This is a genomic window from Verrucomicrobiia bacterium (assembly GCA_019634635.1).
Taxonomy (GTDB): domain Bacteria; phylum Verrucomicrobiota; class Verrucomicrobiia; order Limisphaerales; family UBA9464; genus UBA9464.
The window spans coordinates 14842-40350 of sequence record JAHCBB010000027.1; the positions used below are offsets into that span (position 1 = coordinate 14842).

Genomic DNA, 25509 nt, shown 5'->3' on the forward strand with positions numbered 1-25509 from the left:
CCACGGGCGGCGAGTTCGGGGGCCGCCAGATTGGTGGCGAAGCTGGGCACCAAGGCGGGGACTGCGCGCGCTTTGGCCTACCGGTTGTATTCGCTTTGTGAAGGGAAGAAGCGGGCCGCCGAGGCGCTGGCCTCAGCCCGGATATTTCACACTCCTTCTGCTGCTGCTGGCTGCAAGCCCGTCTGGCGGCGTTGGCCTCGCATTCCTCACCGGACAGTATGTCCCCATACAGCCCGGCTCGGAATCGCTTCGACCGCCTTGCCAGACGGGCTTTCGCTGCGCCTCGCGACGAAAGCGTGTTAACGATCCGGGCTAGCGGCTTTGTGCAGAACTTGCCCGAATTGATGCGATTGGCGCAGGAAGGCCCGCGGGCCCATGCCACCCCACGAAACGATGTTGTGAGCCATTGATGGGAGTATGGAGTTATGGGAAAACGGAGTCGTGAAGACCACGTTGGAGATTCCGGACGACTTGTTTAGCGAGGCGAAGGCCAAGGCCGCCTTGGAGGGGATCGAGCTGAAGGACCTGGTCGCCGAGAGCCTGCGGCTGCGGTTGGCGACGGAGGCCATGGCGCCCACGGCGCAAGGGCAGAGAGTTCGGCTCCCCCTTGTCCCCTCCCGGCGCCCCGGCACGGTAAAGCTGACCAACGCCGTGATTGCCGAGTTCGAGGCCGGGCTGGACGTCGGCGGTCATGAGTGAGCTCGTGGACAGCAATGTCTGGGTCGCGCTGGCCTTTGAGAGCCATGAGCACCATTCCGCGGCGCGGGCGTGGCTGGACGGCGTTGTGCCGCCGGAGCGGGCATGTTTCTGCCGCATGACCCAGAACTCGTTTCTGCGGCTGGCGACGAGCGTGAGATTCTTCCGGGAGGAAGCGCTGACGAACCGCGCCGCGCTGGCGGCCTACCGGGCGTTGCGCGGGGATCAGCGGGTGGCGTGGGCCGCGGAGCTGGCCGGCATCGAAGAGCCCTGGTGGCTGCTTGCGGACCGGGAGCAGCCCGCGCTAAACGTTCGGCTGCTCGGGTGAAGCGAACGGCAGTCTCTCAGAAACTCCTGCGGACTTCTCGACTCCCCAGTGCGGGCGCGGTGACTGTGTGAGAAACTGTGTGAGAGAAGCGGTCGCGAACCGTGCCAGAGCTCCTGCAAGCCCTGTGGGAGTGCTTGCATTTTTGGGGCGATTTGGGCCCAATTTGCTCAGGAAAACTGTTCTCTGTCGGCCGAGTCCTACCTCTGGAGCCAGCTTCAGTGGACTGTAAAGCAGCAAGTTGCGTTGGAAGAACTGGCCGGTGACAGCGGAATTGCATCCCGGCTTGCACGTCGAGTGGGCTGAGCGGCGACGGGACATTGGTGTATGAACGCGGACGGATCCACCCGGTCCGCTTCAGCAAGGCGTCCCACCCGGCGCGGCAGTGCTGAGGGATGGTGATCCTCCGGCGCTCCTGCAGGCAGGCCAGCTCGGCCCGTGAGACCGCCGATACCAGGCCTCCCCCGGCGGAGCTGTGCCATGGTGATGGGGCGCGACGCCGGGTCGCGACGCAGGGTCGCGGTGAAACGGCGATGCGCGCGCCAGGCAGAACAGCCAGCCACGGAGGTGGCTGGCTGTTTGGGCCGGGGCTGCGGTCGAGGATCCGGCCGTTGAGAGCGGCCACCCTGGCGGTGCCTAGGGTTTCACGGCATCCAGTGCGGCCTGGAGTTTGGCTTCGTCCTCGTCCGAGAGGGACGTTTTGAGCACCTTGCCGCCGCTGCCCTCGAGTTCCTGGAGCACCTTGTCCGGCGTGACTTTCTTGACGAGCACGAACAGCGCGGAACTGCCGGGACACAGGGAGGCTGCAAGGTCCTTCATGAACTGGTCGTTGATGCCGTAGTCGGACACCTTGCCCGAGAGGGCCCCGGCCCCGGCCCCGACCGCCATGCCGAGCAGCGGGTTCAGGAAGATCATTCCGATCAGCGCGCCCCAGAAGCCGCCGCTGGCGGCCCCGGCCGCGGTGAGATTCACGGCCTGGTGGAGCTTGATCTTGCCACCCGCGTCCTTGGTGGCGACGACCGCGTCTTCGAGGTCAATCAGGTAATCCTTCTGGAGCTTGCGGAGTTTGAGACGGACTTCCTCGGCCTGGTGCAGGTCGGGATAGGCGATGACGATCAGGGTACTCATGGATGACTGGTTTTCTTGGGTTCGTTGGGATTGATTTATGCGGAAACGCCTCCGGCTGCGGGCGGCCTCACCGGGCCTCCCCGCCGGCCGAAGAATCCTCCTGGTCCTTCAACGGCAGCGGTTCGGTTGAATTCTCATTGATCCCGAAGGCGATGCAGTAGAGGCAGGGGACGACGATCATCGTGAGGACGCCCGCGAAGGCGAGGCCGAAGATGATCGCGACGGCCATGGCCGAGAAGAAGGGGTCCGGGACGAGGGGAAACATGCCCAGCACCGTGGTGACCAGGACCAGCGCCACCGGCCTCAGACGGCCGACGCTGCCGTCGAGGATCGCCTGATAGGCCGGTTTGCGCAGGGTGTGCAACTGCAGCCGGTATTCGTCAATGAGGACGATGGCGTTCTTGATCTGGCCGCCGGACAGGGAGAGGGCTCCCAGGAGAGCCATGAAGCCGAAGGGTTGGTTGGTGATCAGCAGGCCGGCCACCACGCCGATGACGCACAGCGGCACGGTCAGCCAGATCACTGCGGTGATCCGGACCGAGTTGAAGAGGCAGACGACCGTGAAGACCATGATCAGGAGCGCTCCCGGGAGCCTTTTGGCGAGGGCGCCGCGCGCGTCGCCGGAATCCTCGTGTTCCCCACCCCACTCGAGCGTGTAGCCCTCGGGGAGTTCGATGGCCTCGATCTCCGGCCGGACCCGGGCGAACAGCTGGCTGGGGAGGCCGGTCCGGGGATCGGCATGGACCGTGATGGTCGGGAAGCGGTCCCGGCGCATGACGATGGGATCCTCCCAATCGAGCCGGGCGTCGGCGGTGACCTGGCTGAGCGGGATCATCCGGCCGGCCACCGGACTCCAGATGTTCAGGCTGCGGAGCGCGTTGACGTCGGTGCGCTCGGTGAGCGGGGGACGGGCCACGATCGGCAGCAGGCGCGTCTCCTGCGGGAAGACGCCGGTGGCCGCGCCACCGGGCTCCCGGTAGAAGCCGACGGTGCGGCCCTCGAAGGCCGCTTCGAGGGCCTGGGCGACCTCCACCCGGGTGATGCCGTTGCGACGCGCCGAAAGTTCGAGGACCTCGGGGCGCACCGCGAGTTCCCGTTCCTGCCAGTCATGCCGCACGCAAACCCCGTTGCCCGAGTCGCGGATGACCTGAACCGCCCGGTCGGCCAGGCCGCGCAGCACCGCGGAGTCGGGACCGCTGAAGCGTGCCTGGATGCGACCGCCGGCGCCGGGGCCGAGCAGGAATTTCTTTGCGACGGCGTTGGCGTCGGGATGCTCCTGGTCGAGGTATGCCTGCACCTTTTCGATCAGCCCGTCTATCTTCCGGGAGTCGTCCACACTGACGAGGAATTCGACGTACGCCCGGTTTTCCGACTCCGGGCTGTACACCAGCAGGAAGCGCATGGCGCCGCCGCCGATGAACGTCGAGACGTGCTGGACCCCCGGCTGGGTCTGGATGAACTGCTGGACGGTGTCGGCAAACCGTTCCGATTCGCGGATGTGGGTGCCGGCGGGCAGGAAGCAATCCACCATGAACTGCGGGCGGGTCGCCGGCGGGAAGAAGCTCTGTTTGACGAAGCGGAACCCCCAGAGCGACGACGCGAACAGGCCGACGGAAAGGGCGATCACCACCCAGCGGTGGCGGAGCGCCAGCACGAGCAGGCCCCGGTACCACTGGAACATGCGGCCGGCGTACGGATCACGGCTGGCCGCCGCCGGGTCGGGCTTGAAGAGCAGGTGGCCCAGCAGTGGGGTGTACGTTATGGCGGTGATCCAGCTCAGGCCCAGGGAAAGGAAGATCACCCAGAACAGCGAATTGCAGTACTCCCCCGTCGAGTCGTCCGAAAGGCCGATGGCGGCGAACGCGACCACGGCAATGACCGTGGCACCAAACAGCGGCCACTGGGTCTGCGCGACCACGTTGCGGACCACGTCGAGCTTCTTCCGGCCGGCCTCGATGCCCACCTTCAGGCCCTCGGCAACGACGATCGCGTTGTCGGTGAGCATGCACAGCGCGATGATGAAGGAGCCCAGCGAAATGCGCTCGAGCAGGATGCCCTTCGCGTTCATCACGACCACGGTGGCGAGGATCGTCAGCAACAGAACGCCGCCGATCAGCGCGCCTGCCCGGACCCCCATCGCGAACAGGAGCACCGCGACGACGATGATCACGGACATCGCGAGATTGAGGACGAAGGCGTTGACCGCGCTGGTGACGTCCGTGGGCTGGAAGTTGATCTGGCCGATCTCGATGCCGATCGGCTGGTTGCCCTTCAATTCCTCGAGCTTTCGCCGCACGCCGTCGCCCATGGTGACGACGTTGCCCCCCTGGACCGTCGAGACGCCGATGCCGATGCCTGACTGGCCGTCGAACTTGAGAATGCGCCGGGGGGGCTCGTCGTAGCCGCGCTGGATGGTTGCGACATCCCGGAGGAGCAGTTGCCGGCCCGTGCGATCGGAGCCGATCACGAGATCGAGCATTTCGTCGGCGGAGGCAAAACCGCCGGTTGGGTCGAGCGCGGGGTAGCCGGTGCCGATGCGCACCCGGCCGCCGTCTGCGACCACGTTCTTTGCCTGGAGTTGGGCATAGATCTGTTCCTCGTTGATCCCGAGTTGGGCCAAGCGCTGTCGTGAGATTTCGAGAAAGACCACCTCCTGCTGTTCCGAGAACAGGTCCACCTTCTTGACGTCGGTCACGACCTGAAGTTCCCGACGGAGGAACTCGGCGTAACGGCGGAGTTCGGGCTGGGTGTAGCCCTCGCCGGTGATGGCGAGGAAGATGCCGTAGACGTCGCCGAAATCGTCAATGACCAGCGAGCGTCCGCGTGCCGAGGGCGGCAGTTGGCGCTGCGCGTCATTGATCTTGCGCCGGAGTTCATCCCAGACCTGCGGAATGGCCTCGCGGTCGAACTGGTCCCGGATCACGGCCCGGACGATGGAGCGTCCGCGAATGGACTCGGACTCCACGCGCTTGAGCTGCCCGAGGGTCTGGCAGGCATTTTCGATCGGATTGCTGACTTCCAGGGCGACCTCCTCGGCGCTTGCGCCCGGGTAGGGCGTGATGATCAAGGCCTCCTTGATCGTGAATTCCGGATCCTCGAGCCGGCCGATGGAGTGATACGCCCAGACCCCTCCGAGGAGGACGAGGAGCATCGAGATGTAGAAAACCCGGTCCTTCTGTACGGAAACCACTCCGAGATTCATGGCGTGTTGCCTCCGAGCGCATCCCCCAGGTCGCGGACCTTCATGCCATCCCGCAGGAACCGCACTCCGGCCACCGCGATGCGGCTGCCCGGCTGGAGGCCGTCCACGACTTCAATCAGCCCCCCCGAAGTCGCCCCAAGCGTTACCGGACGCCGCTGAACGGTCTGGTCCGACCCGATCACCCAGGCGACCTGCTGGCCGGCACCCTCCTGATAAATCGCGGAAAGCGGGACCAGGAGCCGGTTCCCGGCCGGGCCGCCGCGGCGGTACGTGACGGTGGCCGTGGCGGTCATGCCGGGCAGGATGTTGGTGCCGGGCGGCGTGGTCATGCCGGCACGCACGCGAAAGGTTTGCGTGACCGGGTCGGCGACCTTGGCGATTTCCCTGACGGTCAGGGGGAATCGCTGCCCGGGCGCGGCGCTGAATTCCGCCACCACGTCCAGCACGTCGCCCGGATTCAGACCCGCGGCCATGAAGGACTCCGGCAGGTCCACCACGATGTCAATGGCATCGGCCTTCTGAATGCGCACCACCGGCTCGGTCGCCCGGACATTCTGGTTCTCCTCGACAAACCGCTGGGAAATCACGCCGTCATACGGCGCGCGGAGGGTGCTGTCCTCAAACTGGATGGTCGCCTCGCGCACCCGGGCTTCCAGCCCGCGCACGTCGGCTTCCCGGGCCTCGATGTCCTCCACGCGCCCGCCGGCGCCGGCCAGCAGCCGCTGACGGGCGCTTTCCAGATCCTCCTGCGCGACGAGCAGGCCGGTCTCTGCAACCTCAAATTCCTCGCGCGACACGGCCTCCGTCGCCACCAGTTCCTTGAAACGCCCGTACCGTGACCGGGCATTGGTCAGCCGGGCCTCCGCCGCCCGCACGTCGGCCTCGAGGCGCAGCTGCTCCTCGGGACGGGCCCCGGCCCTCAACGCGCGCAGGGCGGCCTGCGCCTGGTCCAGCTGGCTCTGCAGCGACTTCTGCCGGGCTTCAAATTCATCCTGCCGGAGCTGGGCGACCACCGCGCCCTGGGCGACCCGCTGACCTTCCCGGACCGGCAGGCGGATCAGCACGCCGGACACCTGGAAGGCGAGCTCGGCTTCCTGGGTCGCCACGGCCCGGCCGGAGAAGGTGCGCACCCGCGGCTCCCCACCGGCGGACAGCAGCACCGTCTTCACCGGACGCGTCACGGCGGACGGCTCCGGCTCGGACCGCGAACACCCGACGACGAGAAAAATAATGGCCAGGGTGAAGGGCGCACTGGGCCCAAGCCCCCTGCTGCCGGAACTCCGGGCGTTCATGGGTCTGATCATCTGCGGAATTTTTTGGGGGAGGTGGCAGGGTTTCGGTGCGAAACCGGCTCGGACACCGCGCGGGAAAATCATCACCAACGACGTCCGGTTCGCCAGAACAAAGATGACGCGGGCCACCCGCCACCGGCCCGACCTCGACTTGCGGTCCTCGTCCGCCTGCCGGTTCGAGAATCAAATTGCTGGAAACGGAAACCCGCAATACAAGTGGTCCCCGATGACTCCAGCAGCGGTTCTCCAATACCTTTCGAGCAACGAAGAACGCTTTATCGGGGAGCTGTTCGAGTACGCCCGCATTCCGAGCATCAGTGCGCAGTCCGACCACGCCGATGACATGAACCGTGCCGCACAGTGGCTGGTCCAGCGCGCCCTCGCGGCCGGGCTCAAGGCGGAGGTCCGCCCGACGTCCGGCCGCCCGGTGGTGATTGCGAAGACGCCCGGTCAGGACCCGAAGAAGCCCACGTTCCTCGTTTACGGTCACTACGACGTGCAGCCGCCGGACCCGCTGGACCTCTGGACGTCGCCGCCGTTCGAGCCGCGGCGTGTCGGCCGCAACGTGTACGCCCGCGGCATCAGCGACAACAAGGGCCAGCATCTGGCCCACATCAATGCGGTCGAGGCCTGGCTCAAGACCGGGAACACGCTGCCGTGCAATGTCAATTTTCTGATCGAGGGCGAGGAGGAAGTGGGCTCGAAGGCGCTGTACGGGTTCCTGCCGAAGAACGCGAAGGAACTGGCGTGTGCGGCCCTGGTGGTGTCCGACACCGAGATTCCCAGCATGAAACACCCGGCGCTCTGCTACTCGCTGCGGGGCATGGCGCCGTTGGAGATCCGGCTGGACGGGCCCGATCGCGACCTGCACTCGGGGCTGTTTGGCGGCGCGGTGGACAATCCGGCGATGGTGTTGTGCCAGTTGCTCGGGCAGCTGCGGGACAAGCGGGGGCGCTTCACGATCCCGGGGTTCTACGAGGACGTGGTGAAACTTTCGGCCTACGAGCGCAAGCAGATGGCCAAGGTGCCGTTCAACGAGGCGAAATTCCGCAAATCGGTGGGCGTGTCGGCCCTGTTTGGCGAGGCGGGCTACACGCCGGATGAACAACGCGCCGCGCGGCCCACCTTCGAAATCAATGGCCTCACCAGCGGCTACCAGGGGGAGGGTGGCAAGACGATCATCCCTTCCTGGGCCAGCGCCAAGATCACCATGCGCCTCGTCCCGGACCAGGATCCGAAGCAGATCAACGCGCTGGTCAGGAAGCATCTGAAGGCGATTTGTCCGCCCACCGTGAAACTCACCATCACGGAAGGGCAGGGCGGGGGGCCGTATCTCGTGGACCCTGCCGGGCCGCTGGCCCAGGCCTGCATGCGGGCCGCCAAGTCCGGATTCGGCCACGAATGCGTGCTCGTTCGCGGCGGGGGCAGCATTCCGATCATTGCGGCATTCAAGCAGCATTTGAAGGCCGACTCGCTGATGCTCGGCCTCGCGCTGCCGGATGACAATGCCCACTCGCCCGACGAGAAATTTTCGCTCGACGCCTACATGGCCGGGATGCGCATGGGGGCGCATCTCTGGCCCGAGCTGGCCGCGGTGGCTTGAAATGTCGGCCGGCGTCGCCCGGTGTCACCCGGCGTTGACGCCGTGGATCCGGCGCGACCCCCGACCAGGGGCGGGGCGATCCGGAGTCCCTGCCCAGTTTTCCAAGTCAGCGTGCACTGCCCATGAACACCGAACTTGCCATAGTCCTGGCCCTGCTGGCCTCCGCAGTCGCGATGTTTGCGCTCAACAAGCCGCGAATGGACGCCGTGGCCCTGATCATGATGGCCCTGCTGCCGTTCACGGGCGTGGTCACCATGAACGAGACGCTCGCCGGCTTCAGTGACTCGAGCATCGTGTTGATCGCGCTGCTGTTTGTCGTGGGCGAGGGACTGGTCCGCACCGGCGTGGCGCAGCGGATGGGCGACTGGCTGAAAAAGACGGCGGGCAACAGCGAAAGCCGGCTGCTGATCCTGTTGATGACCGCGACCGCCCTGTTGGGTTCCGTGATGAGTTCGACCGGCGTGGTGGCGATTTTTATACCCGTCGCCTTGCGCATTGCCCAGGGCACCGGCACGGCCCCGAGCCGGCTGATGATGCCGCTCAGCATGGCGGCATTGATCAGCGGCATGATGACCCTCGTGGGCACGGCGCCCAACCTGGTGGTCAACGCCGAGCTGCAGCGCGGCGAGACCGAGGGCTTTCATTTCTTCAGCTTCACGCCGTTTGGTGCGGTCGTCCTCGTCCTGGGCATCGCCTATATGCTTTTCGCCCGTCGCTGGCTCGCCGCCGGATCCCCCCAGGGGGGCGCCGCCGCCGGCCGCCGGCCCCGCCTGGCGGACTGGGTGGAGCAGTACAAACTCGCCGAGCGCGAGCACCGGCTGCGTATCACCCCCGGCTCGCCCTTCATCGGCAGGACGATCGCCGAGCTCGATCTGCGCAACACGCTCAACGCGACCATCGTTGCCATCGAGCGCCGGGGACGTTTCTCCACCGAGGTCATCGGTCCGGCGGCCCGGACCGAGCTGCAGGCGGAGGACATTCTGCTGGTGGACCTGTGCGGCACCGTGGACTGCCTGGAGACGCTGCATCGTCAGTACCAGCTGGAGACGCTGCCCTTGAGCGGCGCCTACTTTGCCGACCGCTCGCAGGAGATCGGCATGGCAGAGGTGATGCTTGCCGCGAATTCCAGCCTGGCCGGCAAGACGGTGGCGGAGGCGCGCTTTCGTTCGGAGTATGGCGTGACAGTGATCGGGCTCCGCCACGGCGATCAGGCGATCGCGGGCAGCCTGCTGCCGGAAAAGCTGAAGGTCGGTGACACGCTGCTGACCATCGGCCCGTGGCGGGACATCAAGCGGTTGCAGGCGGACACCACCAATCTCGTGACGCTCAACCTGCCGGCCGAGATGGACGACGTGCTCCCCGCCTCCGGCCGCGCGCCGCAGGCCGTCGCGTGTCTGCTGCTCATGGTGGGTCTGATGGTCAGCGGTGTAATCCCCAACGTGCACGCCGCGCTGATTGCCTGCCTGTTGATGGGCGCCCTGCGCTGCGTGGACTTCGAGAGCGCCTACCGGTCCATCCACTGGAAGAGCCTCATTCTCATCGTCGGCATGCTGCCCTTTTCGATGGCGCTGCAGCGGACCGGCGGTGTGGACCTGGCGGCTGACGCGCTCATCGCCGCGACCGGCAATGCGGGAACCCACGTCGTCCTTGGCAGTGTCTTCCTCATCACCGCCAGCCTGGGCCTGTTCATATCGAACACGGCCACGGCCGTGCTGATGGCCCCGGTCGCCCTCGCCATCGCGAAGGACATGGGCGCGTCGCCCTACCCGTTCGCCATGATTGTCGCCCTTGCCGCTTCGACGGCATTCATGACCCCGATCTCGTCGCCGGTGAACACGCTGGTCGTCGGCCCGGGCAACTACAAATTTGGCGACTTCGTGAAGGTCGGCGTGCCGTTCAGCCTGGTCGTGATGGTGGTTTGCGTCATCCTCGTGCCCATCGTGCTGCCGCTTTATTCCAAATAGCGGCGGCGCACAGGACCGGGCTGCACTTCCCGTCGCCAGAGGTCATCGGGGAGCCCGCGATGGGGCTGGGTCCGGCGGCAGGGTTCCGGCTCACTTCTTTCTCCCGCCCTGAAAGTACCGCCCGACGCGGCCGATCTGCAGCTGCCACCAGCCGAACGTTTCCGTGACCCATTTATAGGCCGATGCGCCGATGAGCGTGCCCAGGGCCACCGAGGTGATCACGAACACCACGGTGACCATGCCCTCGATACCGGCGGTGCGGTCGCTCAGCAGGCGCGTGACGCTGAGCAGGCCAAGGGCGCCGGGCACCATCAGCCAGAAACTGGGCAGAAAGGTCACGATCGCCGGCGGGCCGCGGAAGCGGAGCTGGATCAGGTAGCCCAGCGGCGTCGCCACGAGCGTCCCAAAGAAGCCGCTGATCTCGCTGGCAAACACCTCCGCCGCGGCCCGCTGTGCGGCGACCGCCAGCAACACGACGAGGGTGATCCATTGGAGCGAGTTTCGCGGCGCCGAAAAATGTAGGTAGGCGCCCAGGGAAAAGATCAGCACCCCGCCCCACGGTGCCCATGCGATCTTCACATATTGTGAGGCGGTGGCGACGAGGTCTCCGGAATCATAGCCCACGAGCATGGCGCCGGCGGCCAGACCGAACGCGAGCAGCACCAGCTGCACGAAACCCGCAATCAACCGGCTGGCCCCGCTGACCATGTCCCCGTAGGCCAGCTCCACCATGCCCAGCGTCAGCATGCCGCCGGGCAGAAAGGTCACCAGCGGCGGAATCAGCGCGTGCAGCGGGTCCACGGGCAGGCCCCGGCGCACCGCGAGGAAGACCAGCGTCGAAACCAGGGCGGCCGCAATCACCGGCATCGGCACCGCCTGCATGGTGCGACCGCGGTTCAACAGCTTCAACAGCCCGACGATGAGCCCCAGCACGGCTGCGGCGATCACGTTGGACAGCGTCGGCGTCAGGACCATGGCCACGCCGACCGCGAGAATGGTGTGTCCGAGGACGATGCCCGCCCAGCCAAAGCGCGCCGGCTGGCGCAGAATCGCGGTCAGGCGCTGCAAGCCGTCGGCCAAATCCACCGTGCCGGCCTGGGCCGACTCGCCCAGGGCATAGATGTCGGCCATCTGATCGAGCCGCAGCGTCTGGGGCTCGCACTCGGTCAACGTCACCCGCTCGCCCTCGCTATCGTGCAGCGAGATGAACACCGCGGTCGGAAACGCGACCACCCGGGACTTGCGCATGCCGTAGGCGGACGCGGTGCGGCGCAGGAGCAGTTCGACCTTTGCGGTCTGCTCGCCGCAGGCGAGGTAGGCCCTCCCCAGCCGGAACATGAACTCGAGCAGGACGTTCGTGTCGGTGGCCGGAGGTCTCTCCGGAGCCCCGGGGGCTGGGGAATCGGGCTTCATGAGGGCTGCGACGGCACCCCGCCCTGGCGCGTCGCCGAAGTCTCAAAGGCCCGAAGCCCGTCCCCCTGCGCGGTCCGTGGAGGCACCATCACGGGAGCGGACCCTCACGATTCAGAACCGGCCGGCGGCCCGGATGCCGATGTAGGGGGCCGGGTCGTAGTCCTCCTTGAGCAGTTGGTTGCCGTTCTCGTCATCCAGTTGGAGCTGGCCGCCCAGCACGACACCGGCGAGGAAGTTCACGGACACCTGCGGGGTGAGGTTCCATCCCACGCGCGCCCTCAGGGGCAGGGAGGTGTCCTCGCCCACCCCGTTGGGTGCCAACTCGGCATCGTCAAGGCGGAACCGGCGCTGGTTGAAGAGCAGGCCCAGGCCCACGTTCCACTGCTCGGTGAACTGGTATTCCACCTCGGCGGCGGCGGCGGCGCCACCGCTGACGGGAATCGCCCCGACCCGGAGGAGCCATTGCTCGGCCGGCACCCAGTTCACCGCGACGACCGGCTCGACCCGGGCACTTTCCTCGATCTGGGAGACCAGGGCCAGGCCCAGGCTGATGAAGAGCGTCTTGCTGTGCCGGTAGTCCACCCCGAGCGACCCGCCGCCGGTGAACCCATCGGTCCAGTCGGCGCTGGTCTCCCGCGAGAACATGAAGACGCCGCCCGCGCGCACGCCCCAGTGTTCATCCACCTGGTAGGCGAACTGGGTGCCGTAGCGGTTGAAAAGCACCGTGTCCCACGGATTGCCCTCGGCGAATCCTCCGCCGTCAAATTCGTAGTTGCTGAGGCCGACGAAGAAGGTGTTGAGCCAGGTCACCTTTTCCCCCAGGGCGGCCTGGAACCCGACGGTGGCATCGTACCGGGTCACCTGCATGGTGCCGCCTCCGTCAATGTCGGCCTCGCCCTGCCATGCGAAACCGCCATTCCCGACGAACTTGAACTCCGGGGACGCCTCGTAGCTCAACAGGTCGTCCGGTTCCTCGGCGAGGGCTGCCGGCCCCGCCAGCGCCAGCGCGGTCGCAGCGATCAGCCGGCGGGCTTGAGCCGTATGAAGGAAGCGCCGTTCCCGGGGGGACGGCAACGGCTCGCGTCGCCGGATGGATGGGACAGGCGCGGCGGCGCCTACGCTGAGGTGCTTCATGGTCTTGGGTTAAATCGGGCAAAAAAACAGGGCTCTAAGTACGGATCAAGCTCGTTCGGCAGCGTGGAAAGTCTGCTGCCGGGGTGCAAGTGCGAAATGATTGGGTTGGCGTCCCAAAGACCCGGGAAGTTATCCTCGGGCTTCACGATGAAGCGCATCCGCATCAGCCACCGGACTGAATATCACTACCACGAGCCCGTCACGTTCGGCGTTCATCGGGCCCTGATGCGCCCGCGCGAGGATCACGATCAGCGCATCGTCACCGGCCGTTTTGAGATCGAGCCTGCCGCCGAGGTGCGCTGGCTGCGCGACATCTACGACAACTCAGCGGCGGTGATCACGTTCGGGGAGCCGGGGGCCCGGCTGCGGGTCTTCAGCGAGGTGGACGTGGATTTGCGGGACGAGGAACCCGTGGAGTGTCTGATTGATCCGGCGGCGCGCTCGTTCCCGTTTCAGTACGGCCCTGAGGAGCAGGTGGAGCTGGTGACCTACCGGCTGCCCAGCTACCCCCATGACGGCCCGGCCCTGCAGCAGTGGCTCCTGGAGCTGTACCGCCCCGGGCAGCTCATCGGGACCTACGAGCTCCTGAACAACCTCAACGCCCGGATTTTCCAGTCCTTGAAGTACTCCGCCCGCGAGTCCGCCGGCGTGCAGCTGCCCTGCGAAACGTTGGCGAAAGGCGGGGGAACCTGCCGCGACTACGCCGTGTTGATGATGGAAGCGGCACGGGCGTGGGGGTTTGGGGCACGCTTTGTCAGCGGGTACATCCAGCTGGCCGATGGGCAGCACGGCGCGACCCACGCCTGGACGGAGATTTATATCCCGGGCGCCGGCTGGCGCGGCTTTGATCCCACCAACAACAAGCGCGCCGGCAACGAGCACATTTCCACCGCCGTCGCCCGCGAACAGGAGAAGGCCATGCCCTTGTCGGGTTCCTGGGCCGGGCCTTCGACCGCCTTCGACCGCCTGGACGTCTCGGTGCAGGTCGCGGCGGTCCCGCAATAAGGTCCGGTTGCGGGCTTCGGGGCGTCCGCAACCGCCCGACCTCCCGTCATCCGTTGCCACGCATCAGTTCAATCCCCAGGGCAGCCCGAGGAGGAACCACGCGACAAACAGCAGGACCCAGATGAAGGAGATCCCGATGACGTACGGGATCATCAGGGCCACGATCGTGCCGACGCCCGCGGTCTTGTCATACTTCTGGGCGAACACGACCACCAGCGCGAAATAGGCGTTCAGCGGGGTGATCACATTCATCGGCGAATCCGCCACACGATAGGCCGCCAGGACGGACTCGGGGGCCACACCCAGTTGCACCAGCAGCGGGACAAAGATGGGTGCGAAGAGCGCCCACTTCGCGATGGCGCCGGTGATGAGCAGGTCAATGATGGCGACCACCACGATGAAGCCGAGCAGGAGGACCAGTGGCGGGACGCTGGCCGTTTTGAGCACATCGGCCATGGAGACCGCAAGGATGGTCCCGATGTTGCTGTAATTGAAGTAGGCGATGAACTGGCTGAGGATGAAGAGCAGGAAGATGAGGCTGCCGAGGCCGGCCAGCGCCTTCTCCATGGACGTGATCACGTCGTTGGCGCTTTTCATCGTCCGGGCGCCAAGGCCGTAGGCGGTCCCCGTGACCCAGAACAACACCATGATCACCGCGATCAGGCCGTTCATGAAGGGCGAGTTCCCGATCAGGGCGCCCGTCTCCGGATTTCGCAGCGGCGCCCCGGGTGCCAGGGTGAGAAAACCCAGGACGATCAGAACGCCGACCAGTCCGAAGGCGGCAAATTTGAGTCCGCGGGGTTCATCGCCCATCGCCGCCGCATTGGCCTCCGCGGAATCGGGAGTCGCCGACAAGTCGCCGGCACACCCCGGGTCGTACCTGCCCAGCCGCGGCTCGATCACCCGCTGGGTGACGAACGTGATCACCACGGTCAGGACGATGACCGAAGCGATGGAAAACCAGAGGTTGGCCGTGAGATCAATGGAGAGGGCCGGGTTGACCAGGTGAATGGCATCGTTGGTGAACTCGGTCAGGACGGCGTCCAGCGGCTTGATGAGCATGTTCACCGTGAACGCGGCGGCCACGGCGGCGAAGCCCGCGGCCAGACCCGCGAGGGGATGCCGGCCGACGCTCAGGAACGCGGAGCCGGCCAGGGGGATCAGGACGAGATAGCCGGCATCCGCTGCAATGCTCGACACGATACCCACGAACACCAGGATGTAGGCAATGGCCCAGCCCGGGGACACGGCCACCAGTTTGCGAATCAGCGCCTTGATCAGGCCCGAGGCCTCCGCCACCCCGACTCCGACCATGGCCACGATGATGAGCCCCACCGCGGTGAACCCCATGAAATTGGGGATGACCGAGGTGTACATGAAACGGATCCCCTCGGTCGTGAGCAGGCTGCGCGCGTGGACGGTGCTGCTCAGGAGCTGGTCCGACTGCGGATCCATCACGCTTTGCGTCACGGACGCACCGGCGAGATGCAACACGTGCGACAGGACCACCACGACGACCATGAGGAAGAGGAAGATCATCGCGGGATGCGGAACCTTGTTCCCCACCTTCTCGACGACATCGAGCATCCTTTTCATAAGCCCGCCGCTGGCCTGGGGAGGGGCTGTTTGCGTGACGTTCATAGTAGGATTGTCTTGCGGACCGGGGGCCCGGTCGGAGGTTTGAAGGGTCCTTGGGATGAAGATCCAATTCGGAATGCCGACGAAACGATCCGGCTCAAAAGGCAAGGCGGAAACGACCCCAGAAGGCGCCAATGACTTCCTGGGTGGGGGCGTTGCCGGGGTCGAAGATGGCCTGGGCACCGACCGAGACCTGGGAGAAGTGCGTCAGCTGCCATCGGTAGAATCCCTCCAGGACTTTTTCCTCCTGCGCGGCATCATCGCGGGGAAACCCGACGGAAAATGCGATTCCCGCCATGTCGTCCGGATCACCCATCAGACCGCGAAAGCCGAACCCGCCCTGAATGTACTGTTTGATGTTCGAAATGGCGTCCGCGTAACCGTACCGGGCTGAGAACTGAATCCTTTCGTTGATCTGCTGGTCGGCGACCACCGACACGCCGTTGCCGGCGGGCACGCCCGTCTGGTCCCGTTCGCCGACATGCCAGCCTGAGACCGTGTAGCGGCCCTGTCCAAGCCTCGCAAAGGTGGGTGTCCAGCCGACTTCACCGAAGGAGAAAAATGTCCACTGATCGAGCGTGCTGAATCCGGAGGTGGTGGTGGTTCCGTAGGCATTGGCGGTGCCGGCGGTGGCGTAGAACTCCTGATCCTTCGGCCGGAAGGAGACTCCCGCCGTGGGTCCATGACCCGGTCCGGCGATGGTTGGGTTCGCCGAAAACATGCGGTTTACGAACGAGATGTTCGCGCTCTGCAGCCAGGTGGAGCCGAAAAAGTCCGTCGGATCTCCGCGCCCGACGAGAAAGCGGAACTGACCGTCGTACAACCGCTGGGCCCAGTACACGTCGCGGACGACCCAGCCGCGGTCATTGAAGGTGTTGGCGGTCGGTTGGAGGGTTCCCGCCTGCGGTCCGAGCGAATTGGGCGTGGTCGAACCGATGGCAAAGCGGTCCTCAATGTCGAACACCAGTCGGCCCGGGTTCTCGGTGTCGCGTCCCACCAGAGTCCATGACGTCATCAGGTCAAAATCCCCCGCGGCCCCGTAACGTTCCGGCGGCCCGCCACTGAGCCCTTGAAAGAGCATGGTATAGGCGGTGCCGATGCGCAGCCCGGTCGCGCGGTACAGATCGGCCAGATGATCGGCGGCGTAATCCACCGGCCACGAAACGTACGGGATTTGGAGGTAACCGCGGCGGACGACGGAGAGGTCGTCGAGCTCGGCCTCGGCGGCGCTCGGCGAAAGGCCCGGGGTCCAGCTGACGTCATCCACCTCCGGCCCGAGAATGTAACCCAATCCCTCGGCACCCATCCGGTTGCCTGCCAGGAGCAGGCACGCCACCGTGCCGAGAGACCAGAGCGGGTGTCCCGAACGCAGGAAGGCGGGGGGCCTGGACGATGCCTGCAAGGCCTCATCGCGGAGGGGGGCGGAGGGCCGGGAGCCATTATCGGGGGCCCTCATCGGATCGCGGGAGTTATTCATGGCTGGATACCTGCGGGAGGTGGGGCAGGGGCGACGGCGTGAGGGAGTCGGGTGGAGTCGGGTCCCGCTGGATCGGAGGGTTGCACCCAGGCCGGGGGTCAGGCTCTGTTCGGCTTCGCGCCGGAGGGGATGTCACCCGGTTTCAAGCCGGGCAGCCAGCCACAGGGCACGAGCGCGAGCACGGAAAGCAGGGACAGGAACACAAATCCGGTCTTGAGCGCCCGAAGGCGGGTTTCGGAGTTGATTCGAACGGCCTCGGCGACCTGTTCGGGTGTGGCGTCGGTCTGTTCGAAGCGTTCCTTGAGACGGTCGTTGTTCAGGAAGTTGATGCTGGCGAGGTTGACCTGTTCCTTCATTTCGGCGGTGATCTTCGGATTATCGTACACTTTGCCGAGGACCCCGGCACTGAGCACGGCCACCACCAGCGCGCCCATGACCGCGGTGCCGACCGCGGCGGCGAGATTCTGGGTCACACCGCGCAGGGACCCGACATCGCCGGCGAACTCGCGGGGCGACTCGGTGACGAGCACGTTGAAGAGCAGGGTGACCAGCGCCCCCTGGCCGATGCCGACGGTGATGAGGCCGAGGATGACGGGGAGGACGCTCCAGTTGTTGCTGGCGACGAACGCGAGCCAGAGCGTTCCGACGGTGACGAGGGCGTACGCGCCGCGGGCGATCTGCCGCGGGCTAAACGTGTCATAGAGCCGGACGACGAGCAGCGCGGTGAAGAACACCGTGAGCATGAAGGGCATCATCGCGATCGAGGTCGCCGCCGGCGCCCGGCCCTGAACGATCTGGATGTAGAGGGGCACGGTGAAATTGATGGCCGCCTCGGTGCTGACGATGAGGAAGAGCGCAATGACCGTCGCCCATTCCCGGGCTGAATCCACCACCCGGAGGTCCAGCAGGGGGGTGCCGCCCCGTTTCGCGACACGGTGCGACCAGCCGAAGAACCCCATCACGATGGCTGCGCCGACCACGATCAAAATGGGCGCCGGGGAAACCCCCAGGAGGTCGAAGGGTGCCGACGGTCGGGCCAGCAGCGCCCCCCAGCCCCGGAGATTGTTGAACCCGAAAGTGATGGCGATGATGCCCAGCGCGGCGAGAACGACGCCCACACCGTCAATCCGGATGTCCGGGTTCCCCGGGGTGGGCTTCAGCTTGAAGCTGAGCAGCAGGATGGCCGCGGCGTGCACGATCAGCAGGCCGAAGCCGAGGCGATAATCAATGGAGGCCAGGAATCCCACGGTGACGAACGCCAGGACGCCGGCGATGGCGCGTGCCGAGCCGAGGAGACCCACGGCCTTGGCCTGTTGTTTTCCGCGGTAGTGACTGGCAATGAGCGCCACGAGGGTGGGCACCAGGGAGGCGCCCGCCAGACCCGCGAGGCCCTGCGCCGCCAGCATGATGGAGGCCGTGGGCGCGAGCACCATCAGCACCATCGCCGCGAGGAACATCCCGACGGCGATCTGGAAGAAACGTTTCACCCCCAGCCGCTGGCCGAGCTTCCCGCCCAGCATGACAAAGCCGGAGACCCCCAGGGAATACATCACGATGGCCGTACCCACCGTGGTGGGTGCCGTCTGAAACCGCTCCACCATGCCGCTCATCGAAACCGGGATGGCGGCCACGTTGAAGGACATGAGCATCTGGCCCATCGCGATGACCACCATCGGCAGCCAGGGCTCCTGCGTTTCGGTTGCGGCGCCGGCGCCCTTGAGTTCGGTTGTTGCCATGAAGGGGAGTTGGTTTGGTGTTGTTGCGACCGCTCCGACGGACGGGAGGCGCCGGCATTTCCGGGGGCGGGCCCGCGCCCTCAGGATTCCGGCTTTGATGTAAACAGATCGAGGCCCAGCCGATCCGAAAGAAACCGGGCTGCAAGCTGTCCCTTGACGCTGTTGCCGGCCGCGTCGAGCGGCGGGGCAAACGTTCCCAGCCCGCCCTTGCCCGGCGAAACGGTCACAATGCCGCCACCGATGCCGCTTTTGCCAGGCAGTCCGATGTCGTACAGCCAGTCGCCCGAGGTCTCATACAACCCGGCCGTGGCCATCACCACCAGCGCATCGCGGCAGCTTTCGGCATCCACCACGCGCTCCCGGGTGATCGGGTTGACCCCGCCGTCGGCCAGGGTGGCGCCCATCACCGCCAGATCCCTGGCGGAGACGTTCAGCGAACACTGCTTGGTGTACAGGTCCACCGCCTGGGCGGGATCCATGTAGATCCGGCCGAAGCTTTGCAGCAGACGGGCGATGCCCTGGTTCCGGTAATTCGTCTCCGTCGCGGAGGCATAGACCACATCGTTCAGCGGCAACGTACGGCCGGCAAACCGGGACAGCCCCTCGTGGATGAACGACCACTTCGCCTCGTGGGTCGCGCCCGGCACCAGGCTCGTCGTCGCAATGGCCCCGGAATTGACCATCGGATTGGTCCGGCCATCCCCGCTCACGCTGCGCTCAACGGCCGCGAGCGAGTTGAAGGCCATCCCGGTCGCATTCACCCCGAGCTTCTGCCGCGTCTCCTCCGCACCGAGGGCCTGGCAGACCAGGGCGAAAACAAACGGCTTGGACACGCTCATGATCGAGAATTCATATTCCGCGTCTCCAGCCTGGTAGACATTGCCGCTGGTGCCGACCACGCAAATGCCGAACAGGTCGCTGTCCACCTCGGCGAGCGCCGGGTAGACCTGCGAATTGCTTCCCCCGGTGTCGGACTTGAATCGCGCGTGGGCCTCGGCCACAAGGGAGCTTACAAGGTCCGCCGGCGGCAGGCGCCCCGTGGAAACATAGGAGGGGGTCGTGGCCCGACCGATCAGGGATGAATTGCTCATGGAATCTTCCTGCGAGGGCACCTGACGAACCACCGCGCTCCCGGTTGGTCCCGCGTGGTTCTTGATCGGACGGGCCGCACCCACTGCTCGGGCAAGCGACTTGCAGAGTGAGTTCCATGGATCGTCATCGCGTCAAGGGAAAGCTTTGAAATCGAGGAAATTGATCGCCATCCGGGACGTTCACCAGATGGCCGCGGGACTTCCAGGTCGGGCCGTGAAGCTGTCGTGCTTCTGCGGCCCGGCGGATTGGCGAGTTGGCGGTTGGCAGCCCGGGCGAACACTTCAGATGGGATGCCCGGCGCCTGCGCCAAAGCGTCGTCCCGGTTCCACGCCTTCGGAATATCAGCCAAGTGGCGCGTTTGGGCGGTGCCAAGCCTGACCGGAAGAACCATGGCGACCCGATGCCGATGCGGATCCGCGGAAATTATTTACCGAGGACCACCCGCCCGGGCAGGTCCAATTCGAGTCGGGCGGGGTCTCCGGGCCAGGGGGGCCGGATCATACCCGGGTCCCGGGTGTCAGGAGGCTTTCTCTGCGGGGAGCACCGCCTGCGCCTTCTTGACATCCCCGACAAGCTCCAGGAATCCGCAGTCCAGGCACAGGAGTCCGTGCACGGGAATATCACTGGTGCGGAGGGTCAGGAACTTCGCGTTCTCAATCTTGAAGTGGCTGCGCCCGAAAGACTCAATGGCCCCGGGTTCGAGCCGGGTGCCGTCGCAACGAAGACAGGTGCGGTCGCTCACGCGTTGGAGGGGGTCGTGTTGAAGGGGATTTGTCAAGCGCCTTACCATCGGGTTATGAAATCCTGAAATCCCGGATGCGGGCCGCGGTCGCCTCAGGATCGTCGGGGCGGCAGGGCGGACCGGATGCGCTCGGAAAAGTCCGGGGCATCGCCGGCCGCCTTTGCGTCATCGTTGATCCAGGACCGCTGGCGCAGCTCCTCGAATGGGAGCGCCGCGTCGAGGAAGCCGGCGTGGTAGAGGTAGCGGTCAATCAATCCGTTGAGCACGTGGCGAAAATCGAGCCTGCCGGTCCGGCCCGCGCGGTTGGCGTAGCGGACGATGTTGATGGTGCAGCTGTTGCTCAGCAGGTGGTAGAACTCCGCCCGATCGGCGAGATTATTGATTCGTTCCAGGTAGACCAACAGGAGCTGGCGGGCCTTTTCAGGGGGGATTCTCAGGCGGTACAGGTACACATCCTCGTCCCGGTGATCGGTGCGCAGGCGCACCAGGTCCCGCTCGTCGCCGACCACGTAGATCAGCTCAAACTGCTTGAAAAGCGAGGCAAGCGGGTCAAAGCCCTCGCCTTCCTCCGGACGGGTTTCGATCGAAATGCAGAGCGGCAGCGCGTTCTCGAAATTGAAGCTGAGAAAGGTGTGTCCCACGGGACCCTCCTTCCAGTAGGACACATAAAAGTCCACGGAGGTGAGCTGGGAGAGCAGGAACTCGCGTTCCTCATAGTGCGGCGTGAAATCATCCCGGCTGCGGTACTCGAAGTTGCGGAAGCCGGAGATGCGCACGCGGTCGCCGTCAATGGTCGCCCGGGGCATCACGGCCACCTCCTGCCTCCACGGGCGCTCATGCGACGGGTGGATCGTGGTCCACCAGGCGAGCACGGCGAGATACGCCATCGCAAATGCCGCAAACCGCCGCCGCCAGCGGGACACCCAAAGGGCCCAGATCGCGAAGACGCAGAAGGCCCCGGCCAGGATCAGCCGTGGGCCGGCCCACGGCAGGTTGGAGTAGTAGATCGCCAGCGTTGCCCACGCGACCATCACGACCCGGAAGAAATCCCAGAGCCGCCTCAGCGACCAGCGAAGGAGACGAAGCGGCCATGGGCTTGGGGGGATCGCGGGAGGTGCGGGGGGGGCGGGGACTTCCGGTGGGCTCATTCTCGGTTTGCAGGTTGACCGCGGGCCGTTGCGGGATTCGTCCACGCCGGCCGACGGTTGACGGTGCGGACCCGCCGCGTTTTTGCAACTCATCCCGCAGTTCCGGGCATTGCGCAGGCTCCTGTCCGGATCGGCGGCCGGTGGTCTCCTTGAGGACAGGAGTCCCAAGGCTTCCATGCCCGCATGGGCGTCCATACACTCCATGGGGAAATGACCCGCTCGTCAACCCACGAAGGCCCGCCGCTGCCCCGAAGGCCCGATTTTGCCCGCCGCCTCGGGCCAGCGCCTGCCTTCTGCCTCCTGACTTGCCTCCTGACGTTTACGGTTCCTGCCCAGAGCCCGGAGCATCCGCTCCAACCGCCGGACCGGTCCAGCCCCCGCGTGGCGCTGCGTGGGTTCCTCGAAGCCGGGGATGCTGTGGGCGCCTTTCTCGCCGGGAGCTACCTGCCGTCGCCGTCGCGCGCGAATCACCCGACCCTGTTGTCGCAGGTGGAAGCCTGCACGGAAGCGCTGGATTTGAGAGAGATGCCGCCTGCGGCCCGCTTGAAGCGGGGGCGGGCGGCAGCCCTCTCCTTGTATGAGGCCTTGAACCGCGTCCCATTGCCGCCATGGGAGGCCATCCCCGACGCCGATCAGTGGCGCGAGACTGCCGGCACCAATGCCCACTATTGGGTGATCCCGAACACGGAGATCGCCCTCAGGCAAGTTGGGAGCGGACCCCGCCGGGGCGCGTTTTTGTTCAGCCCTGAAACGGTGGCCAACGCCGGGGGCTACTATCAGCGCGTGCAGGATTTGCCCTACACCCGCCTGGTGCCCCTCGAGGATCTGCGGGAACGCTTCCTCTCCGGCTTTGGAGGATGGATGATCCCGTTTCGCTGGATTCAAGCCCTGCCCAAGATGCTGCGCCACCCGCTGGCCGGACAACCGGGCTGGAAGTGGATCGGATTGACTTTTGCGCTCGGCGTGGTGGCCCTGGTGCTCCGCGCGGTCCATCGCCTGTCGCATTGGGGAGGCGCAGGGCAACCCTTTCGGCGGGCGGTGGCCCGGGCGGTCCTGCCCGCGTTTCTGCTCCTTGCGACGCCCGCACTGGCGTACTTCGCGCTCGTCCAGCTGAGTTTCTTCGGCGACGTGGGCAGTGCGATCGAACGGGTGACAACCGCCGTCGGCTTCCTTGCGGGTGCCTGGATTTGTTGGCGCCTCGCACCGGTGGTCGCCGAGGGCATCATCGCGTCGCCCCGCATTGCCTCCGAAAGCATTGACGCGCATCTGATCCGGATTTGTGCCCGGCTCCTGGGCATGGTCGCCGCCGTGCTGTTGCTGGTCGCCGGCGCCGAACGCATCGGCATGCCCTTGTACGGCATCGTGACCGGTCTGGGCGTCGGCGGCCTGGCCATCGCCCTGGCCGCACAGCCGACCATCGAGAATCTGATCGGCGGGTTCAGCCTCTTTGCGGACAAACCCATCCGGGTCGGCGATTTCTGCAGGTATGGCGCCGAGACGGGCACGGTGGAAGCCATCGGCATGCGCTCCACGCGGATTCGTGGTTTGGACCGGACGCTGACGACGATCCCGAATGCCGTGCTTTCGAGAATGTCGGTCGCGATCCAGGAGGACATCCTCCTGCGCACGATGGACGTGGTGGCGGCCTCCGGCACGGGATTCGCGGCCCCGTCACAGACGCTCTATTTCGCCCGCGACGCGGGACTGGACCCGGACAAGTCGGCAGCGGCACTGGCGCAGGTGCAGGCGTGGCGCGCGGACCCGAAGCTCCCGTTCCCGGAGTTTGATCCTGAGTTTCGGAAGTTGCACCGGGACACTTTGGACTATCCGCCGAACGGATCGCCCGAGGCCGCCAGAAAATGAGGGACGCAAGCGCCGGCCGACCTGCCCTTTGAGCGTCGGTGCGCCAGCGACGTCCTGTCCGGAAGGCGACGTCGCGGACGGCCAGGACGTTTGGAGGCGCCGCCAAGTGACGCGGCGGGTCCGCTGTCGCCGGCTCCATAGGCTTCGCTGATGGCTCCGGATCTGCAGAACGCTGCCCGAGCTGGACCTGGGCGCCGTCCTTGCCCGGAGGCCGCAGCTGGTGCTGGTGGACGAGTTCGCGCACCTCCTTCGACTCCTCGTGCGCCACGCCGGCAAGGTTCTGACCCATCGCCAACTCCTCCGCGACGTCTGGGGGCCAGGGCACGAAGAGCACACGCACCATCTGCGGGTTTACATCGCGCACCTGCGGGAAAAAATCGAAGCGGACGCTTCGCGGCCTCAACGCATCATTACCGAGCCCGGCGTGGGTTATCGGCTGCTGGAAGGTTGAGCGGGTGGGCCACTGCCGCCGGCTCAATCCGGAGGGGTGAACGGTGCTTCGATGGGGTGGCGGGTGAGCCCTTGGCGATGGGGCGATCCATCCTGGTCAGGCGCGGGCCGGGTCGGGGAACGCGATGGCTTCATGTCTGCGGTGAATGGATTGGCCCCCAGTGGCTCGAAGTCCTTTACGGTGAAAACCGAGTCCCGGTCCCAGAACGCGCCGCCACCTCGGCCAACCGACCGTGTGCGCCTGGCCACAGTGTACGCCGACCAACCGTCCTTGCCGTTATCGCCTCCGGTGACGGTGCGAATGAAGACCACCAGGTTTGGCGCGATCTCGGGATGCGTCAGCAGCGCGTTGGCGACCGTGGTCTGCGGACCGCCGGCGATCACCAGCAGCGGTTTCTCCGGGGTCGCCTTTTTCGCCTCGGCCACGATCAGCCGGCTGCCGTCGGTGGTGTTCGGGAACAACGGCGATCGCTGTCGTCACCGACAGCAGCCCTCCGAGGCGGACGAGCGCGCGTGTTGATCTCATGGCGTGCTGAGGCGGGTGGGTGGCGGCGCATTCAGGGTCCTCCCGGCAGGTCACCGGTCGGTGGTGTGCCGGAAATTCTCCGGCATCCCGGCGGCAGGGTCAACGCCCGTGGGCCGTGCCTCGGGTGCGCCGGCCGGGCCTCTTGGCGGATTGGACCTGCCGGATGAGTTCGGCAGCCAGGGCGTTGGGGAAGCGGCGGGTCGGCGCGATGGCGTGAAACGTTTCGTGCAGGTCCGGAATGCGGTGCGTCACGACAAGTTCGCGCCGTTCGATTTCATCCCGAACCACCACCTGGGGCACAAGGCTCAGCGCCCCGCTTTCCCGGGCCAGCAGCCGCAACATGGCCATGTCGTCCACCTCGGCCATGATTTGCGGACGCACCCCGGCATCGGCCAGGAGGCGGTCGAAGCGCATGCGGGTGTTGCTTTCCAGGCTGGGCAGCACCAGGGGCACCTCCTCGAAACCGCCGGGGAATTTGAGCCGCTTCCGCGTCCAGGCCGGAACACCCACCAGCACCACCGGTTCCTCATCCAGCAAATGGCTGTGCCACGGTGTTTCGGCATCGCACTGGGCCGCCTGGTCCGAGAGCACCAGATCCACCTGGTGCGATTTGAGCAGACCGAGGAGGTCGCGCAGCGCCCCGGTGCGGACGACCACCTCGACGTCGGGCCGGCGCAGTGCGGGCTGCAGGAACTCCAGCTGGAAATTGCGCGACAGCGTCGAGACGGCGGCCACCCGCAGGATCTGTCGTCCGCCCCGGGGACGGTGCCGCATCACGTCCACCAGTTCCTCGCCGGCCCTGCCGATGATGTCCGCATAGTCCAGGGCCACCCGCCCGGCCTCGGTCAGCAGCAGGCCGCCCCGGGTGCGCTCCATCAGCGCGTGTCCGAGGCTTTCCTCCAGCTGTTTGAGCTGGACGCTCAGGGCCGCCGGGGTGACGTGCAGGGTTTCCGCGGCCCGGGCGATGCTCCGTTCGCGGGCGATCACGCGGAAGTAGCGCAGGTGGTGATAGTTCAGGAAGGACATTGCTGATTAAATAAAAGTAACGCTCAGCGTTGGAAAGCTGAAGTTTTCT

The 25509-nt window shown here is 66.0% G+C and carries 20 protein-coding genes; 7 read left to right on the plus strand and 13 right to left on the minus strand.

Features of this window, described 5'->3' with window-relative positions; all coding sequences use genetic code 11:
• Positions 1–441 precede the first annotated feature (441 nt).
• Together KF791_15740 and KF791_15745 are read left to right on the plus strand one after the other, a co-directional pair.
• Positions 442–699 (plus strand): antitoxin, encoded by a 258-nt coding sequence (locus KF791_15740; GenBank protein ID MBX3734027.1) that lies wholly within the window; start codon positions 442–444, stop codon positions 697–699.
• Positions 692–1024 carry a PIN domain-containing protein gene (locus tag KF791_15745; protein MBX3734028.1) on the plus strand — a complete coding sequence of 111 codons (333 nt, stop codon included), beginning with the start codon at positions 692–694 and terminating at the stop codon, positions 1022–1024. The genes KF791_15740 and KF791_15745 overlap by 8 nt, the downstream gene beginning before the upstream one ends.
• Positions 1025–1657: 633 nt before the next feature.
• Here KF791_15745 and KF791_15750 read toward each other — a convergent pair.
• The 3 genes from KF791_15750 to KF791_15760 all read right to left on the minus strand — a co-directional run bounded on the left by KF791_15750 (position 1658) and on the right by KF791_15760 (position 6655).
• Positions 1658–2149 (minus strand): DUF1269 domain-containing protein, encoded by a 492-nt coding sequence (locus KF791_15750; GenBank protein MBX3734029.1) that lies wholly within the window; start codon positions 2147–2149, stop codon positions 1658–1660.
• A 67-nt stretch (positions 2150–2216) separates the two neighbouring features.
• Positions 2217–5351, minus strand: coding sequence for an efflux RND transporter permease subunit (locus KF791_15755; GenBank protein MBX3734030.1), 3135 nt, complete (start codon positions 5349–5351; stop codon positions 2217–2219).
• Positions 5348–6655 (minus strand): efflux RND transporter periplasmic adaptor subunit, encoded by a 1308-nt coding sequence (locus tag KF791_15760; protein ID MBX3734031.1) that lies wholly within the window; start codon positions 6653–6655, stop codon positions 5348–5350. The genes KF791_15755 and KF791_15760 overlap by 4 nt, the downstream gene beginning before the upstream one ends.
• Positions 6656–6869: 214 nt before the next feature.
• On the opposite strand from KF791_15760, the gene KF791_15765 reads away from it, so the two are divergent.
• The gene (locus tag KF791_15765) at positions 6870–8246 is read left to right on the plus strand and encodes a dipeptidase (protein MBX3734032.1); all 1377 of its coding nucleotides are present in this window, start codon (positions 6870–6872) and stop codon (positions 8244–8246) included.
• A 122-nt stretch (positions 8247–8368) separates the two neighbouring features.
• Positions 8369–10210, plus strand: coding sequence for an SLC13 family permease (locus KF791_15770; GenBank protein ID MBX3734033.1), 1842 nt, complete (start codon positions 8369–8371; stop codon positions 10208–10210).
• A 90-nt stretch (positions 10211–10300) separates the two neighbouring features.
• On the opposite strand, the gene KF791_15775 is transcribed toward KF791_15770, so the two are convergent.
• Together KF791_15775 and KF791_15780 are read right to left on the minus strand one after the other, a co-directional pair.
• On the minus strand, positions 10301–11623 hold the full coding sequence (locus KF791_15775; protein ID MBX3734034.1) for a threonine/serine exporter family protein: 1323 nt from the start codon (positions 11621–11623) through the stop codon (positions 10301–10303).
• Between the two features lie 111 nt (positions 11624–11734).
• Positions 11735–12757 carry a hypothetical protein gene (locus KF791_15780; GenBank protein MBX3734035.1) on the minus strand — a complete coding sequence of 341 codons (1023 nt, stop codon included), beginning with the start codon at positions 12755–12757 and terminating at the stop codon, positions 11735–11737.
• Positions 12758–12904: 147 nt separating this feature from the next.
• Between KF791_15780 and KF791_15785 the strand changes: the two genes are divergently transcribed.
• Positions 12905–13762 carry a transglutaminase family protein gene (locus KF791_15785; GenBank protein MBX3734036.1) on the plus strand — a complete coding sequence of 286 codons (858 nt, stop codon included), beginning with the start codon at positions 12905–12907 and terminating at the stop codon, positions 13760–13762.
• A gap of 63 nt (positions 13763–13825) precedes the next feature.
• On the opposite strand, the gene KF791_15790 is transcribed toward KF791_15785, so the two are convergent.
• From KF791_15790 to KF791_15815, 6 genes are all read right to left on the minus strand, one after another.
• A complete protein-coding gene (locus tag KF791_15790) occupies positions 13826–15358 on the minus strand; it encodes an AbgT family transporter (protein MBX3734037.1) in 1533 nt (510 codons plus the stop codon).
• 139 nt (positions 15359–15497) lie between these two features.
• Positions 15498–16856 (minus strand): hypothetical protein, encoded by a 1359-nt coding sequence (locus KF791_15795; GenBank protein ID MBX3734038.1) that lies wholly within the window; start codon positions 16854–16856, stop codon positions 15498–15500.
• A gap of 119 nt (positions 16857–16975) precedes the next feature.
• Positions 16976–18550 carry an MFS transporter gene (locus tag KF791_15800; protein MBX3734039.1) on the minus strand — a complete coding sequence of 525 codons (1575 nt, stop codon included), beginning with the start codon at positions 18548–18550 and terminating at the stop codon, positions 16976–16978.
• Between the two features lie 143 nt (positions 18551–18693).
• Positions 18694–19704: a glutaminase A gene (glsA, locus tag KF791_15805; protein MBX3734040.1), complete on the minus strand. Its 1011-nt coding sequence runs from the start codon at positions 19702–19704 to the stop codon at positions 18694–18696.
• A 518-nt stretch (positions 19705–20222) separates the two neighbouring features.
• Positions 20223–20447 (minus strand): hypothetical protein, encoded by a 225-nt coding sequence (locus KF791_15810; protein MBX3734041.1) that lies wholly within the window; start codon positions 20445–20447, stop codon positions 20223–20225.
• Positions 20448–20539: 92 nt separating this feature from the next.
• Positions 20540–21595 carry a DUF4105 domain-containing protein gene (locus tag KF791_15815; GenBank protein ID MBX3734042.1) on the minus strand — a complete coding sequence of 352 codons (1056 nt, stop codon included), beginning with the start codon at positions 21593–21595 and terminating at the stop codon, positions 20540–20542.
• Positions 21596–21805: 210 nt separating this feature from the next.
• Here KF791_15815 and KF791_15820 point away from each other — a divergent pair, with 210 nt between their 5' ends.
• Both KF791_15820 and KF791_15825 read left to right on the plus strand, forming a co-directional pair.
• Positions 21806–23458: a mechanosensitive ion channel gene (locus tag KF791_15820; GenBank protein MBX3734043.1), complete on the plus strand. Its 1653-nt coding sequence runs from the start codon at positions 21806–21808 to the stop codon at positions 23456–23458.
• A 160-nt stretch (positions 23459–23618) separates the two neighbouring features.
• On the plus strand, positions 23619–23909 hold the full coding sequence (locus KF791_15825; GenBank protein MBX3734044.1) for a winged helix-turn-helix domain-containing protein: 291 nt from the start codon (positions 23619–23621) through the stop codon (positions 23907–23909).
• A 23-nt stretch (positions 23910–23932) separates the two neighbouring features.
• Here KF791_15825 and KF791_15830 read toward each other — a convergent pair whose 3' ends face one another.
• Together KF791_15830 and KF791_15835 are read right to left on the minus strand one after the other, a co-directional pair.
• Entirely contained in the window at positions 23933–24370 is a 438-nt protein-coding gene (locus KF791_15830) for a hypothetical protein (protein MBX3734045.1), read from the minus strand.
• A gap of 163 nt (positions 24371–24533) precedes the next feature.
• The gene (locus KF791_15835) at positions 24534–25460 is read right to left on the minus strand and encodes a LysR family transcriptional regulator (GenBank protein MBX3734046.1); all 927 of its coding nucleotides are present in this window, start codon (positions 25458–25460) and stop codon (positions 24534–24536) included.
• Between the last annotated feature and the right edge of the window lie 49 nt (positions 25461–25509).

Excerpts from the sequence above, each read along its gene's own strand:
- KF791_15745 (MBX3734028.1), top strand. The coding sequence starts at position 692 with ATGAGTGAGCTCGTGGACAGCAATGTCTGGGTCGCGCTGGCCTTTGAG.
- KF791_15750 (MBX3734029.1), bottom strand. The coding sequence starts at position 2,149 with ATGAGTACCCTGATCGTCATCGCCTATCCCGACCTGCACCAGGCCGAG.
- KF791_15755 (MBX3734030.1), bottom strand. The coding sequence starts at position 5,351 with ATGAATCTCGGAGTGGTTTCCGTACAGAAGGACCGGGTTTTCTACATC.
- KF791_15760 (MBX3734031.1), bottom strand. The coding sequence starts at position 6,655 with ATGATCAGACCCATGAACGCCCGGAGTTCCGGCAGCAGGGGGCTTGGG.
- KF791_15765 (MBX3734032.1), top strand. The coding sequence starts at position 6,870 with ATGACTCCAGCAGCGGTTCTCCAATACCTTTCGAGCAACGAAGAACGC.
- KF791_15770 (MBX3734033.1), top strand. The coding sequence starts at position 8,369 with ATGAACACCGAACTTGCCATAGTCCTGGCCCTGCTGGCCTCCGCAGTC.
- KF791_15775 (MBX3734034.1), bottom strand. The coding sequence starts at position 11,623 with ATGAAGCCCGATTCCCCAGCCCCCGGGGCTCCGGAGAGACCTCCGGCC.
- KF791_15780 (MBX3734035.1), bottom strand. The coding sequence starts at position 12,757 with ATGAAGCACCTCAGCGTAGGCGCCGCCGCGCCTGTCCCATCCATCCGG.
- KF791_15785 (MBX3734036.1), top strand. The coding sequence starts at position 12,905 with ATGAAGCGCATCCGCATCAGCCACCGGACTGAATATCACTACCACGAG.
- KF791_15790 (MBX3734037.1), bottom strand. The coding sequence starts at position 15,358 with ATGAAAAGGATGCTCGATGTCGTCGAGAAGGTGGGGAACAAGGTTCCG.
- KF791_15795 (MBX3734038.1), bottom strand. The coding sequence starts at position 16,856 with ATGAGGGCCCCCGATAATGGCTCCCGGCCCTCCGCCCCCCTCCGCGAT.
- KF791_15800 (MBX3734039.1), bottom strand. The coding sequence starts at position 18,550 with ATGGTGGTCATCGCGATGGGCCAGATGCTCATGTCCTTCAACGTGGCC.
- glsA (MBX3734040.1), bottom strand. The coding sequence starts at position 19,704 with ATGAGCAATTCATCCCTGATCGGTCGGGCCACGACCCCCTCCTATGTT.
- KF791_15815 (MBX3734042.1), bottom strand. The coding sequence starts at position 21,595 with ATGAGCCCACCGGAAGTCCCCGCCCCCCCCGCACCTCCCGCGATCCCC.
- KF791_15820 (MBX3734043.1), top strand. The coding sequence starts at position 21,806 with ATGACCCGCTCGTCAACCCACGAAGGCCCGCCGCTGCCCCGAAGGCCC.
- KF791_15835 (MBX3734046.1), bottom strand. The coding sequence starts at position 25,460 with ATGTCCTTCCTGAACTATCACCACCTGCGCTACTTCCGCGTGATCGCC.